General features: G+C 68.9%; 14 protein-coding genes. 4 read left to right on the top strand and 10 right to left on the bottom strand.

Translation table 11 applies throughout. The annotated features are described in order from the left end of the window. Nucleotides 1–4: 4 nt before the first annotated feature. The 4 genes from QQZ11_RS10445 to QQZ11_RS10430 all read right to left on the bottom strand — a co-directional run bounded on the left by QQZ11_RS10445 (nucleotide 5) and on the right by QQZ11_RS10430 (nucleotide 2267). Nucleotides 5–373: an OB-fold nucleic acid binding domain-containing protein gene (locus QQZ11_RS10445; RefSeq protein ID WP_284550342.1), complete on the bottom strand. Its 369-nt coding sequence runs from the start codon at nucleotides 371–373 to the stop codon at nucleotides 5–7. Nucleotides 374–378: 5 nt separating this feature from the next. Next, nucleotides 379–1230 carry a DUF3710 domain-containing protein gene (locus QQZ11_RS10440; protein ID WP_284550341.1) on the bottom strand — a complete coding sequence of 284 codons (852 nt, stop codon included), beginning with the start codon at nucleotides 1228–1230 and terminating at the stop codon, nucleotides 379–381. Between the two features lie 85 nt (nucleotides 1231–1315). Continuing rightward, nucleotides 1316–1774: a dUTP diphosphatase gene (gene dut / locus QQZ11_RS10435; RefSeq protein WP_284550340.1), complete on the bottom strand. Its 459-nt coding sequence runs from the start codon at nucleotides 1772–1774 to the stop codon at nucleotides 1316–1318. After that, nucleotides 1767–2267, bottom strand: a complete 501-nt coding sequence (locus QQZ11_RS10430) for a DUF3093 domain-containing protein (RefSeq protein WP_022910052.1) — start codon at nucleotides 2265–2267, stop codon at nucleotides 1767–1769. Before QQZ11_RS10430 ends, dut begins: the two co-directional genes overlap by 8 nt. A gap of 63 nt (nucleotides 2268–2330) precedes the next feature. On the opposite strand from QQZ11_RS10430, the gene QQZ11_RS10425 reads away from it, so the two are divergent. Beyond that, nucleotides 2331–2618 (top strand): DUF4235 domain-containing protein, encoded by a 288-nt coding sequence (locus tag QQZ11_RS10425; protein WP_051139714.1) that lies wholly within the window; start codon nucleotides 2331–2333, stop codon nucleotides 2616–2618. Nucleotides 2619–2695: 77 nt separating this feature from the next. Here the strand turns inward: QQZ11_RS10425 and QQZ11_RS10420 are convergent, their stop codons facing one another. Continuing rightward, nucleotides 2696–2992 carry a DUF4193 domain-containing protein gene (locus QQZ11_RS10420; protein WP_022910051.1) on the bottom strand — a complete coding sequence of 99 codons (297 nt, stop codon included), beginning with the start codon at nucleotides 2990–2992 and terminating at the stop codon, nucleotides 2696–2698. Nucleotides 2993–3145: 153 nt separating this feature from the next. Beyond that, on the bottom strand, nucleotides 3146–4201 hold the full coding sequence (locus QQZ11_RS10415; protein ID WP_284550339.1) for a ferrochelatase: 1056 nt from the start codon (nucleotides 4199–4201) through the stop codon (nucleotides 3146–3148). A gap of 168 nt (nucleotides 4202–4369) precedes the next feature. Between QQZ11_RS10415 and sepH the strand changes: the two genes are divergently transcribed. Then, nucleotides 4370–5686 carry a septation protein SepH gene (gene sepH, locus QQZ11_RS10410; protein ID WP_342395082.1) on the top strand — a complete coding sequence of 439 codons (1317 nt, stop codon included), beginning with the start codon at nucleotides 4370–4372 and terminating at the stop codon, nucleotides 5684–5686. A 28-nt stretch (nucleotides 5687–5714) separates the two neighbouring features. Here the strand turns inward: sepH and QQZ11_RS10405 are convergent, their stop codons facing one another. The 4 genes from QQZ11_RS10405 to QQZ11_RS10390 are packed head-to-tail and all read right to left on the bottom strand — an operon-like array spanning nucleotide 5715 to nucleotide 8992. Beyond that, the gene (locus QQZ11_RS10405) at nucleotides 5715–6566 is read right to left on the bottom strand and encodes a sulfurtransferase (RefSeq protein WP_284550337.1); all 852 of its coding nucleotides are present in this window, start codon (nucleotides 6564–6566) and stop codon (nucleotides 5715–5717) included. Next, on the bottom strand, nucleotides 6563–7219 hold the full coding sequence (locus tag QQZ11_RS10400) for a thymidine kinase (RefSeq protein WP_284550336.1): 657 nt from the start codon (nucleotides 7217–7219) through the stop codon (nucleotides 6563–6565). The genes QQZ11_RS10405 and QQZ11_RS10400 overlap by 4 nt, the downstream gene beginning before the upstream one ends. After that, nucleotides 7212–8405 (bottom strand): alkaline phosphatase family protein, encoded by a 1194-nt coding sequence (locus tag QQZ11_RS10395; protein ID WP_284550335.1) that lies wholly within the window; start codon nucleotides 8403–8405, stop codon nucleotides 7212–7214. The genes QQZ11_RS10400 and QQZ11_RS10395 overlap by 8 nt, the downstream gene beginning before the upstream one ends. After that, complete coding sequence (locus QQZ11_RS10390; protein ID WP_284550334.1) at nucleotides 8402–8992, bottom strand: DUF5998 family protein; 591 nt, start codon at nucleotides 8990–8992, stop codon at nucleotides 8402–8404. Before QQZ11_RS10390 ends, QQZ11_RS10395 begins: the two co-directional genes overlap by 4 nt. A 55-nt stretch (nucleotides 8993–9047) precedes the next feature. Between QQZ11_RS10390 and QQZ11_RS10385 the strand changes: the two genes are divergently transcribed. Together QQZ11_RS10385 and QQZ11_RS10380 are read left to right on the top strand one after the other, a co-directional pair. Further along, on the top strand, nucleotides 9048–10091 hold the full coding sequence (locus QQZ11_RS10385; protein ID WP_284550333.1) for an App1 family protein: 1044 nt from the start codon (nucleotides 9048–9050) through the stop codon (nucleotides 10089–10091). 103 nt (nucleotides 10092–10194) lie between these two features. Then, the gene (locus QQZ11_RS10380; protein ID WP_284550332.1) at nucleotides 10195–12732 is read left to right on the top strand and encodes a DNA gyrase/topoisomerase IV subunit A; all 2538 of its coding nucleotides are present in this window, start codon (nucleotides 10195–10197) and stop codon (nucleotides 12730–12732) included. Nucleotides 12733–12821: the final 89 nt, after the last annotated feature.

Below are 12821 nucleotides of genomic sequence, written 5' to 3'. Positions count from 1 at the left end.
CGTGTCAGCCGACGATCCGGTACTCGGGGTTGAAGATGACCTTGCGTCCGTGGTCGTTGGCGAGCCGTCCCTGCACTCGCAGACGGCGCCCGCTCTCGATGCCGGGGATGTGGTCACGTCCCATCCAGACGAGGGTGACCTTGCCGGTGCCGTCGGTCAGTTCGGCCTCGAGCCAGCGCCGGTCACCGCGAGGTTCGATGGTCAGGCAGTTGACCATGCCCTGCAGGTTGACCCGGTCGCGCACGTGGCAGTCGGTGACCTGCGTGCAACCCGACTTCTTCGCCTCTTGTGCCAGCACCTGGTCGGCGGCCTCGGCGTCCGACTGCAACAGACGCCGCATGGCCTGCCGGAACCCTCCGCGTCGCTCGCCCATCGCCGTCAGCCCTCCACGGGAACCATGGACTCGGGCAGTGACATGGGAATGAGGTCACCGGGCACCTTGGGGTCGGTGCCCCGGCGTACCACCGTGTTGCGGAAGACCTCGAGGAGCAATTCGGCGTCGGGGCTGGAGAAGTCGTCGGCCAGGGCCGCCTGGCCCATCAGCGTTCCGCGCAGCAGCCACCGTGGGCCCTGGGCGTACCAAGTGCGGGACACATGCATGAGTTGCTCACCCTGCTCGTTCTGCACGGGCACCGTGCGACGCACGTCCGGCCCGTAGGGGCCCTCCTGCACCTGTGTCTCGCCCCCTTGCTGGGGGGTGGCGTTGACCACCTCCGCCACCACCTCGTCGACCATCGAGGTCGTCAGAGGGGCCGCGAACAGGGCCAGCTCCAGAGCGGACTGGCCCGCCATGATGAGCGCGCTCTGCACCTCATTGGTGGTCTGGTCGGCCTGCAGTTGCATCTGCATGTCCTCGAACGGGGTGATGATCAGGGTGCCGAAGTCGAGCCGGTCAACCTCGTCGGCGTCCAGGTCGACCTCCTCGATGTCGAAGGGGCCGTCGGCCCGCAGGGACGAATCGACCGGCCGCCCCCGGTCGTCATCATCGTCGTCCTCGTCGTCGTCTTCTTCGAGGTCGTCATCCTCGTCGTCTTCTTCGAGGTCGTCATCGTCGTCGAGGTCATCGTCATCGTCGAGCTCATCGTCGTCGAGATCATCGTCATCGGGGTCGTCGAGGCGGACGCGGTCACCCTCGTCGTCCAGGAGCTCATCGGCATGCGCCTGCGGGTCGACCCCGTGCTGCACCTCATCGGCGCCCTCGTCAACCTTCTTCTTGCGTCCGAAGATCATCGCGCATCCTTCCATCGGCACGTGGTCAGCCCGCACGAGCGTGCGGGCACACAGCACAAGTCTAGACACCCCCGCACGGCTTGGGTCAGCCGGTGAATCCGCCCGTCGAGCCGAACCCGCCGCTCCCCCGGTCGCTGGGGGGCAGCACGTCGACCTCCACGAGGTCGGCCAGCCCGACCCTTTGGAAGACGATCTGCCCGGCCCGGTCGCCCCGCGCCAACTCGATGGCTCGGTGGGGGTCGGTGTTCAGCAGGCACAGCTGCACCTCGCCGCGGTAGCCGGCATCGATGGTCCCGGGAGTGTTCACCATGGTCAGCCCGTGACGAGCAGCCAGACCCGACCGGGGGTGGATCAGACCGACCCACCCCTCGGGGATGGCCAGCGCAACACCCGTGGGCACCAGCACGCGTTCCCCGGGCGCAATCGTGACATCCACGGCCGTGACCAGGTCCATCCCGGCATCCCCGGGCCGTGCGTAGCCCGGGGTCGGCAACTCCGGATCCAGCTTCTGGATGAGAACCACCGGGCGCTCGACCTCAGTCATCGCTGCCACCACCCGTCGGACCCTGCTCGTTGACCGCGCGGGCCAGTTCGTCGGGTCGACGGCTGGCCACCAGCCAGGTGCGGTGCCGGTCGGCCGGGTCGTGCAACTGGATCCGCACCGATCGCGACAGCCAGGGACGAAGGTGCAGCCACTCGTCGGGACGCCCCGACCGGAGAGCTGACTTCGTCTGGGTGGCCGTCAGCGCGGAGGCCGTGCCGAGCCAGGTCGTGTCGACCCAGGCACCGCCCACCTGCAGGCGGCCCCCGTCCACCCGGATCACCGTCCGACCCCAGGCGTACAGTCCGCCCACGGTGAGCACCATCACCACGACCAGGCAGCCGAGTCCCCAGGTGGTGCCCAGGAAGGCCCAGACGGCCACCACGAGTGAGCACGCCAGCAGGAGCAGTCCGGCGGACCAGGACAGCGGGACCCATTGTCTCTCCCGGTAGGTGACGGGCGGGTGCCCCTTCGACGGGGTGGTGGGTTGGATCACGGCCCCCACGCTAGTCGCCGCGATCAGCGCTCGCACCAGACCCTCGCCCCTAGGATGGTGCCCATGAAACTCACCGACAAGGTTCTGCTCAAGGTCTACGCGGCCGTCCTCGCTTCGGTGTCGACCGTGGCCACCCAGAAGCTGCTCGCCGCCGGCTGGGAGTTCGTGACGGGCGAGAAGCCACCGGAGCCGGGTGACCCCGAGGTCTCGGGCGCCGCCGCGTTCACCTGGGTGCTGGCCAGCGCAGTCGGTTACGGGGTCAGCCAACTCGCGGTGCAGCGGGCCACGGCGCGGATGACCGTCAAGCGCGGTGGTCTTCGCCGCTCCCACCCGTTGCAGATCAAGATCTGAGGACGACGAGGGGCCCGACACCGTGGTGTCGGGCCCCTCACGTTCGTCCCCGGAATCGCTCGGGGTGCGGGTCGCGCTCAGACGCAGTCGACGCAGATCGGACCCTTCTTGGTCTCCTCGGCCAGTTGGCTGCGCTGCTTGACCAGGTAACAGCTCACGCAGGTGAACTCGTTGGCCTGCCGGGGCAGCACGCGAACCGTGAGTTCCTCGTGCGAGAGGTCGGCCCCGGGGAGTTCGAAGGCTTCGGCAGCCTCGACCTCGTCCTCGTCGACCTTGCCTGAGTTCTTGTCGTTGCGGCGAGTCTTGAGCTCCTCGAGGGAGTCCTCATTCATTTCCTCGTCGGTCTTGCGTGGGGCGTCGTAGTCAGTCGCCATCGGTGTCCTCTCCCGGTCACGTCCATGCCTGCGGCCCCGCTCCGGGCGGGGTGTCGCGGCATTCCTATCACAGCTGTCAAGGCCGCCGCGACCGGGGTTGTTCCCATCGGCCGTCCGCCGAGGGCTGAGCGGTGCCTTCGCTCAACCCCTGCGTCAGTGCACGGCCTCGCGATCGGGCTCCCGGAGGTTGCTGCAGCACCCCAGCCCACCGCAGCCCGGGGGCGTCTCGGTGGGGTCCCGGCGCGCCGCCGCCGCTTCGATCCGGTCGACCAGAGTGCGGACGAACGCGGGGTCGACTCCGGCGGTCGCCGAGCGAGCCATGCTCAGGCCGAGCCTGTCACAGGTCTGTCGGGCCTCGGTGTCGAGGTCGTAGATCACCTCCATGTGGTCGGAGGTGAATCCGATGGGAGCCAGCACCACGGAGCGCACTCCTCGTTCCGCCAGCGCCTCGAGGTGGTCGTTCACATCGGGTTCGAGCCACGGCTGGCTCGGCGGGCCCGAGCGCGAGCAGAAGGCCAGGTCGAAGTCCTCGACCCCCAGCAGGGCGCAGACCCGCTCGGCGACCCGCTGGTGCCAGGCCACGTAGGTGCCGGGCTGACCCGCCGGCCCGGAGGCATCGTCCATGGCGGTGGGGATGGAGTGGGTGACGAAGACGACCCTGGCACCCGGCTCGACGCTCGCCAGGGCCGCGGCCACCGCGTTGGCGTTGGCCTGGACGAAGCCCTCGTCCAGCGCGTAGTTGCCGATCCGCAGGAACTCGAAGCCCTCACCCTCGCCGTCGTCGCGGTCGGCGGCCGCCTCGGCCAGCGCCTCGCGGTAGCTGCGGCACCCCGAGTAGCTGGGGTAGGCAGCCGTGGTGAGGACGACCAGTCGGCGTCGTCCCTCCTGCTTGGCCGCGCGAAGGGTGTCGGGCAGCAGAGGGTGCCAGTGGCGGTTGCCCCACAGCAGGGGCCAGTGGTGTCCGCGGGCCGCGAACTCCGTCTCGATGGCTGACAACAGCTCACGGTTCTGGTCGTTGATCGGGCTGCGGCCGCCGAACAGGAAGTAGTGCTCACCCACCTGGCGGAGCCGCTCCTCGGGGATGTTGGCACCCCGGGTCACGCTCCTCAGGAAGGGCACGACGTCATCAGGCTGCTCGGGTCCCCCGAAGCTCACCAGCAGTACCCCGTCGATGGGGCGATCGGGCTCGTTCGCAGGTGCGGTGTCCATGCGCAGCATCGTCGCACAACGCGCCAACTCGGTCATCGGCGGAGGTGGACCAGGCGCCCCTGGATTCCTGCGGCCGGGGTCGCCGGGAGCGAGGGCGCCAAGCATCAAGTGCTGGTTCAGCGGCACGAGGCGCGGCGCAGTGGCCTCGCGGTAGTGTCGGGCGGAAGAATGGTGAGGACGATCATGTCTGCGAACGAGCCAGGACACCTTTGTCACATTCCCGCCCGTAACCAGGACGCATTGGAGATCCCCATGGAGAGCGCGCTCAGTCCCCGCGACATCCAGGCACGCATCCGGGCGGGCGAGAGCCTCGAGCAGGTCGCCCAGGCAGCCGGCGTTCCGATGGAGAGGGTCGAGGTCTTCGCGGCTCCGGTGTTGGCCGAGCGGGAGCACGTCGCAGGGGCTGCCCAGGCCGCTCCTGCCCGCAGAACGGGCGAGTCGTCGACCACCCGCTCCCTGCGCTCGGTGGTCACCGAGAGGCTGCAGCATCGGGGCATCGACATCGATGACGTCAGCTGGGACGCCTGGCGGGAGCCCGACCGCAGTTGGACGCTGGTGGCCCGTTACCACTCCGGCAGCGCCGAGCACGAGGGCCGCTTCCGATTCGACCAGCGGGCCCGGTTCAGCGTCGCCCGCAACGACGAGGCCCGTTGGCTGATCGGGGACGTCTCGCCCCTGCACGGGCCCCAGCCGGGGCGGCACACCGGGCGACACGGTGACCCCGACCAGGAGCCCACGGTCGACCTGAACGACGAACTTGCCCTGGTGCGTGCCGTGCAACCGGGTGGTCGGACTGCCAACCCTGCCCCGACCCCCGCGGCCCCGACCTCCGGTACACAGGTCGAGCCGGCAGTGTCGAACCCCGAGCCCGATGACTACGCCGAGGCCGACCTGCAGGAGGTCGACGGTGTCTACGACATCGTCCCGCAGCAGTCCGAACTCGACGTCCTCTACGAGATGCTCTCGTCGTTCAACGAGGACTCGGTGAACATCTACGCCGGTCTCACCCAGCCGGTGGTCGACGAACTGCTCGAGGGCGACCAGCCCCCGACCTCGTCCGACGTGGACGAGGCCCGCGCCGAGGAGGTCGAGGAGGCGGAGGTCGAGCACGAAGCCCAGTCGCACCAGTCAACCCAGTCGCACCAGTCAACCCAGTCGCACCGGGGAGACCAGTCACCGGGGACCGGCCCGAGTCTTCCCCCCGGGCAGCCGGAGGGCCTCGAGCAGGATCCACTGATCGCCCCGCACCTGATCCACGGCTCCCAAGCCGAGACGGAGTCCCCACAGGGCCCCGCCGAAACCCAACATGCCGAAACCGACCCGGACGGGACCGAAGCGGGAGAGACCGAAGTGGAGTCCATCCCGGCCGAGTCGAAGGAGTCGACCCAGCCAGCACGCCGCAAGCGCACCCCGCGCAGGAAGTCGGGCCGGGCGCAGGTGCCGAGTTGGGACGAGATCATGTTCGGCGGGCCCAAGGACTCCTGACCGGCCGACCGGTCAGCACGGGCGCCGATCAGGCGTCCGGGTTCGGACCCGTCGTAACCGGCCGTGTGGGATCGGAGATCCAGTCCGACCAGGAACCGGGATAGATCGACAGCCCGGTCAGCCCGGCGGACTCCGCGGCCAGCAGCGCCAGGCTGGCGGTCACGCCCGATCCGCAGCTGAACGCGTCACCGGGACCCAGCCCGGCGAAATACGCTCGGATCTGGTCGGGGGACGCGAAACCGTCGGTGGTGGCAACCTCGGTCACCGGTTTCGAGACCGATCCCGGGATGTGCCCCGCCACCGGGTCGATGGTCTCGTTCTCGCCCCGGTAGCGATCAGCGGCCCTGACGTCGACCACGGATCGTCCGGCTGCGATCGCGGCGGCCACACCGTCGGCATCGAGTTGGGGCAGCTGGCCACTGCGCAGGACCACGTCACCGAGGTGTGGCTGGGGCACACGATCCGTCACCTCGCCACCCGCTGCAAGCCAGGCCCCCAGCCCGCCGTCGAGCACCCGCACGTCCTCCTGGCCGGCATCGCGCAGCAGCCACCACAGGCGAGCAGCCGCCAGTGACGAGCCCTGGTCGTAGACCACCACCTGACTGTCCTCGTTGACCCCGGCGCGGCGCATGGCCTGCTGCAGGCCGACGGTGTCGGGCAGAGGGTGGCGACCCCCGCGTCGGTCGGGGCGGAGGTCACCGGTGAGGTCCCCCTCCAGGTCGACGAACACCGCGCCCGGCAGGTGCGACTGCTGGTACTCCGAGCGTCCCCGCGTGGGGTCGGGCAGGTACCACCGCACGTCGAGCAGCACCAGATCGGACTCGCTCGGGTCTTCGGCGAGCAGCGCTCGCAGTTGCTCGGCACGGATCAGTGGGCTCATGCGTCCTCCTCGAAGGGCAACACCTCGGGACTGAGGGTGGCCATGGCGACGTGTTTCGACATCTTCAGACGGTGGTGCTTGCGACACAGCACCTCGTACTGCACCACGTGTGCGGGTTGCGTGCCAGCGGTGTCACCGACCACCACCTGCGAGCCCTCGGTGACCATCACCCCGTCCAGGGTGCGGGCGTTGTGCGTGGCGCGGGCACCGCACCAGCACAACGGACGAACCTGCAGGGTCTCCATCCGATCGGCCAGTTCGACCAACCGCCGTGACCCGGGGAACAGTTCGGTGCGGAAGTCGGCGAGGATGCCGAAGCACAACACGTCGATGTCGAGTTCATCGCAGACCCTGGCCAACTGGTCGATCTGGTCAGGAGAGTAGAACTGCGCCTCATCGCAGATCACGTAGTCGATCCTGCGACCTGAGGTGAGCCCCGCGACCACGTGGTCGAAGAAGTCGAACTGCTCGCCCACCTCGGTGGCAGCACTCGACAGGCCGATCCGTGAGGTGATCACCGCATGGCCCGACCGGTCATGGCAGGTGAACAACTCACCTTGTCGATCGTGGGCCGACTGCGTGTAGTCCATCTGCAGGGCCAGGGTCGACTTGCCGCAGTCCATGGGTCCGGTGAAGAAGACTAGTTCAGCCACGCGCCGCTCCCCCGTTCGACGTGGCGGGGTGGTCGACCACGAGCGGCACCACCATCTCGTCACCGGTCAACGAACCGTGCATGCCGATCAGGGTGAATTCGCCCGGAAGGGTGGTGCTCATCACGGCCCACCGATCCCGCGCGGCGACCAGCACGTCACCGATCCGGTCGACCACGGGGTCATCCACCACCCCGAACCACCCCTCCGCGATCGCCTCCTCACGGGTCCTGACCCAGGCGCGATCACCGAGCACGGACGACCAGCGCCTCGCCACCGCCTCGGGTTCGTCGGTGTAGAGCTGACGGAGCCTGGCCTCACCGGCCAGATCGTCGACGCCTCGTTGCAGTTCGGGCTCCTCCTCGAAGACCAGACGGTTCTCGAGGGGCACATCGACCATGCCGTGGTCACCGGTGACGACCAGGCAGGTGTCATCGTCGAGTCGGTCGCGCAGGTCGGCGAGCCACGCGTCGGTGCTCTCCAGCGCGATCAACCAGGCCTCGCTCCCCACTCCCTGACCGTGACCGGTGTGATCGACCGATCGGTCGTAGACGTAGACGAGGCTGCGGTCGCTGGAGCGACTGGCAGAGACAGTGCGCTGGGTGCGCGACTCGAGGTCGTCCTCGTGGCGGATGCCGATGAACTCGCCCCCGCGCAGTCCCGATTCGGTCAGTCCGGAGCCCTGGTGACGGGCGGGCATCACCCGGGCCACCGCCACTCCTTCGTCGTGCAGACGCTCGAGGACGGTGGGATGCGGCTGCAGGTCGTGGGGGTCGACATCGGAGTCCCAGGTGAGCGCGTTCATCACCGGACGGCCCACCTCGGGCCTGAACATGTACCCCACGATGCCGTGGGCGCCAGGCACGAGTCCCGAACCCAGCGACGTCAGCGAGGTGGCGGTGGTCGAGGGGGCCCCCACGGTCACGGGGCGAGCCTGTGCGAAGCGCTTGCCGAGCCAACGGGCATGGCCCAGGGCCGATCGGGTGATCGACCAGCCCAGCCCGTCGACGAGCGCGACCACGTAGCGCTTCGCGGGCGGTAGCCCCAGCACGTCGGCGTGGCCCGCCACTCCCATCGCCGCGGCGACCGAGGGCAGGACATCGGTCAGCGAGGCGCGTCCGTAGGCGGGCAGGACCAACTGCCCCGCCGCGGCTTCAGCCAACAGGTCGCGGTGTGCGGCAGCGGTCATCGACCGACGGCCCGCTGCAGTCGGGTACCGAACTCGACGAGTTCGGCGACCTTGTCGACCCCGTCGGCGGTCGGACTCATCCGCACCGTGATGTCGTCGTTGACGAGCGTTCCGCTGAAACCGTGGTCGGCATCGCACTCGGGGTCGGCGCAGCCAGCCGGCTCGAGGTCGACGCGCCGCATCGTTCCCCAGCCCAAGGTCAACCAGGTCTCGACGACGGAGCGATGCGCCTCCTCAGCGACCTTGAAGCGACTGGGATTCTGGATCACCCGGGTGAGCGACACGGCTGACACCTGCCGCAGCGGGATCACCTCGGTCGACGTGATGGCCGTCGCCCCCTGGTCAGGACGATCGCTCTGCTCGTCGGTGTGCCCCACGATCAGTCGCGCCTCGGTGAGCACCAGCACCGTGAGGTGGCGGAGCACCTCCTCGGAGGTGAAGGTGGCCTCGTGGTGGACAAGATGGGCCAGCACCGCATCGTCGCCGATCGCTCGGGCCACGGCGTCCGACACCACCTCGGGGTAGTAGCCGGCGTCGAAGATCTGTGCCCGCAGTGCCGGGGTCAACGCGTTCGCTGCAGAATCCACCCGCCCATCTTGACACTTGCGGGCCCGCGACACCGAGTTGGCTAGGGTGCTGCTCATGAGCAACCGCCCCTTCATCGGCGCCCGCGCTGAAGAGGTCATGATCCGACGGATCGTGGCCGGCCTGCGCAAGCGTGGGTGGGTCGAGACGATCACCCCGTACACGGGGTACGGGTCGTCCGACCAGGTGCGCATCCTGGGTCGGGTGGTGCTGACCCCCCGCAACCCCCACACCGACCTGCTCCGCGCGGCCGACAAGTTCCTCAGCCAGCGTGGTTGGCGCAACTTCATGGCGGTGCCCATCCCGCTGGCCACCGTCAGCGTCACCAGCATGGACCAGACCCTCGAGATCCAGGCGGACCGCACCGGGCACATCGACGTGCGCATCAAGAACCCCGGACTGCCAGCCGGGCTGCAGCACATCGACCTGCGCACGCCCGACTCGCACCTGGTGCAGGCACCGGTCCACGTGGTCTCGGACGAGATCGACTTCGGACTCATCTCCGACATCGACGACACGGTCATCTCGACCTGGCTTCCGCGACCCTTCATCGCCGCGTGGAACAGTCTGGTGGTCACCGAACAGGCACGCGAACCCGTGCCGGGCATGGCCAGGCTCTACCAGCGCCTGCTGGCCGAGCATCCCGGTGCGCCGATCATCTACGTGTCGACCGGCGCCTGGAACACCTATCCCTTCCTGCAGCGGTTCTTCAAGCGCCACGGCCTGCCGCTGGGCCCCCTGTTGCTGACCGACTGGGGACCCACCAACACCGGTTGGTTCCGCTCGGGCCCCGACCACAAGCGCATCGCCCTGCGTGAACTGGCCCGCGACCTGCCCAAGGTCAAATGGGTCATGTTCGGCGATGACGGGCAGCACGACCCCTCCCTCTACAGCGAGTTCGCCAATCTGCAGCCCGAACACGTCCGCGCCATCGCGATCCGTCAGCTCACCCAGGCCCAGCAGGTGCTGGCACACGGCACGGCCACCGTGCTGCACGACGACGACCACCTTCAGTGGCAGCCCGACGCGCCGCCCGAGATCCGCGGGGCCGACGGGGACGATCTCTCACCGAAGCTCACCGAGGTGCTGGCCCAGGGGTGAAACCCACCGTGGGCGGCGTGTACGGTGCCCAGCGTGCCCGCAGCGCGGGACAATGAGGGGTCGTGCGCCGCGGAGGTCGCGGCGTGACCGGTGAGGAGTGAGAGTGGCGAAGTCGGACGGACCCGACGAAGAGGTCGTCGAACGGATCATCGACGTCGACGTCTCGGCCGAGATGGAGGCCAGCTTCCTCGAGTACGCCTACTCCGTGATCTACTCCCGCGCCCTGCCCGACGCTCGCGACGGGCTGAAGCCCGTGCAGCGGCGCATCCTCTACTCGATGGACGACATGGGCATCCGACCCGATCGGGCTCACGTGAAGTCGGCGCGCGTGGTCGGCGAGGTGATGGGCAAGCTGCACCCGCACGGCGACTCCGCGATCTACGACGCGCTGGTTCGCACCGCGCAGCCCTGGGCCATGCGCCTTCCGCTGATCGACGGCCACGGGAACTTCGGCTCGCTCGACGCCGGCCCCGCGGCCATGCGCTACACCGAGTGCCGGATGGCCGCCTCGGCGGTCGCGATGACTGCAGGCCTCGACGAGGACACGGTGGACTTCCGTCCGAACTACGACGGCAAGGAGACCGAACCGTCGGTGCTGCCGGCCGCCTTCCCGAACCTGCTGGTCAACGGCACCACCGGGATCGCGGTGGGCATGGCCACCAACATCCCCCCGCACAACCTGGTCGAGGTCGTGCAGGCGCTCAAACACCTGCTGGCCCATCCCGACGCGACCCTGGACGACCTCATCCGTTTCGTGCCGGGACCGGACCTGCCCACCGGCGGCACCATCATCGGCCTCGACGGCATCAAGGACGCCTACGCCGCGGGTCGCGGCAGCTTCCGCATCCGCGCCACCGCCAGGATCGAGCAGGTCACACCCCGTCGCAAGGGCATCGTGATCACCGAACTGCCCTACATGGTCGGGCCCGAGAAGGTGATCGAACAGATCAAGAACCTGGTGCAGTCGAAGAAGTTGACCGGCATCGCCGACGTGAAGGACCTGACCGACCTCACCCGCGGCATGCACCTGGTGATCGAGGTCAAGAACGGCATCAACCCCGAGGCCCTGCTCGAGCAGTTGTACCGGCAGACCAAACTCGAGGACTCGTTCGGCATCAACGCCGTCGCCCTCGTCGAGGGACAACCCCGCACACTCGGCCTGAGGGAGCTGCTCGAGGTCTACCTCGGCCACCGGCTCGAGGTCACCCGACGTCGCACCCAGTTCCAGCTGGGCAAGGCCCAGGACCGGTTGCACCTGGTCGAGGGACTGTTGCTGGCGATCGTCGACATCGACGACGTGATCGCGATCATCCGCTCCTCCGATGACGTGGCCGAGGCACGAACCCGGCTGATCGAGGCCTTCGAACTCTCGGAGATCCAGGCCAACCACATCCTCGACATGCAGTTGCGACAGTTGACCAGGCTGTCGTCGATCAGGCTCGAGTCCGAGCGGGACGACCTGCGGGCCCGGATCGCGCGGCTCACCGAGATCCTCGACAACGACCATGTGCTGCGCGGTGTCGTCTCCGACGACCTCGACACCGTCACCCGCGAGTTCGGTACCCCCCGCCGCACGGTGCTGCTCGAGGGATCGGGAGCCGTGGCGAAGGCCTCGTCCACCCCCCTCGAGATCGCCGACGACCCCTGCTGGGTGATGCTCTCCTCCACCGGGCTGCTGGCCCGGCTCGACCAGCGCGACGCGCCCGCCAGCACCGGTCCGCGGGGCCGCCACGACGTGATCATCTCCGCGGTCCGCGTGAGCGCCCACGCGGAGTTCGGGGTGATCACCTCCGCGGGCCGACTGGTCAAGGCGCGCGCCATCGAACTGCCCACCGTCCCCGTCACAGCGAACGCCCCGCACCTGCGTGGCGGATCACGGCTGACCGAACTGGTCGCCCTCGAGAAGGACGAACGTCCGTTGGCGCTGACCACCCTGTCACCCGACTCATTGGGGTTGGCCCTCGGCACCAGCGCCGGGGTGGTCAAGCGGGTCAACGCCGACGTGCTGGCCCGGGACTCGTGGGAGGTGATCCGGCTCGACGCGGGTGACCGCCTCGTCGGGGCGGCCGAACTACCCGCCGACGATGTCGAGTTGGTCTTCGTCACCGCCCAAGGGCAACTGCTCCACTTCCCCGCCAGCGCCGTCCGGCCGCAGGGACGAGCAGGCGGTGGGGTCGCCGGGATCAAGCTCGGCGCCGGAGACAGCGCCCTGTGGTTCGGGATCGCACCCGCCCAAGGGGCGCAGGTGGTCACCGTCTCCGGCACCTCCGCGTCACCGGCGGGCACGCAGAGCGGCTCGGCGAAGATCACCGCCTTCGAGGAGTACCCTGCCAAGGGAAGGGGCACCGGTGGCGTCCGCGCCCACCGGTTCCTGAAGGGCGAGGACACCCTGCTGCTCGCCTGGGTCGGAGCTTCGCCGGCGGTGGCGGCAGCCAGTTCGGGATCGCCCGTCGATCTGCCCCCGGCCACCGGCAAGCGGGACGGGTCTGGAGTGCCACTCAGCCAACCCGTCGCCGGTGTCGGGTCGCGCCACTTCGTGACTCCCCCGGCCGACGTCGGCAGCGTGTCGACGGCCCCCTCGTCCGAGGAAGCCGAGCCGATGGACGAAGAGGTTGTCGACGAGGACGAAACGCTGTTCTGAGCCCCGATCGGTCCGCGGAGGTGCAACACAGTTGATGGAGGGCGGCCACGCCCGATTGACTGGTGTGACATCCCCATCCCCCAGCGGAG

It is taken from the genome of Aestuariimicrobium sp. T2.26MG-19.2B, assembly GCF_950101875.1.
GTDB classification, from domain to species: Bacteria; Actinomycetota; Actinomycetes; order Propionibacteriales; family Propionibacteriaceae; genus Aestuariimicrobium; species Aestuariimicrobium kwangyangense.
Note: the sequence above shows the minus strand (reverse complement) of the source record. Positions and strands in the feature narration are given on the sequence as shown.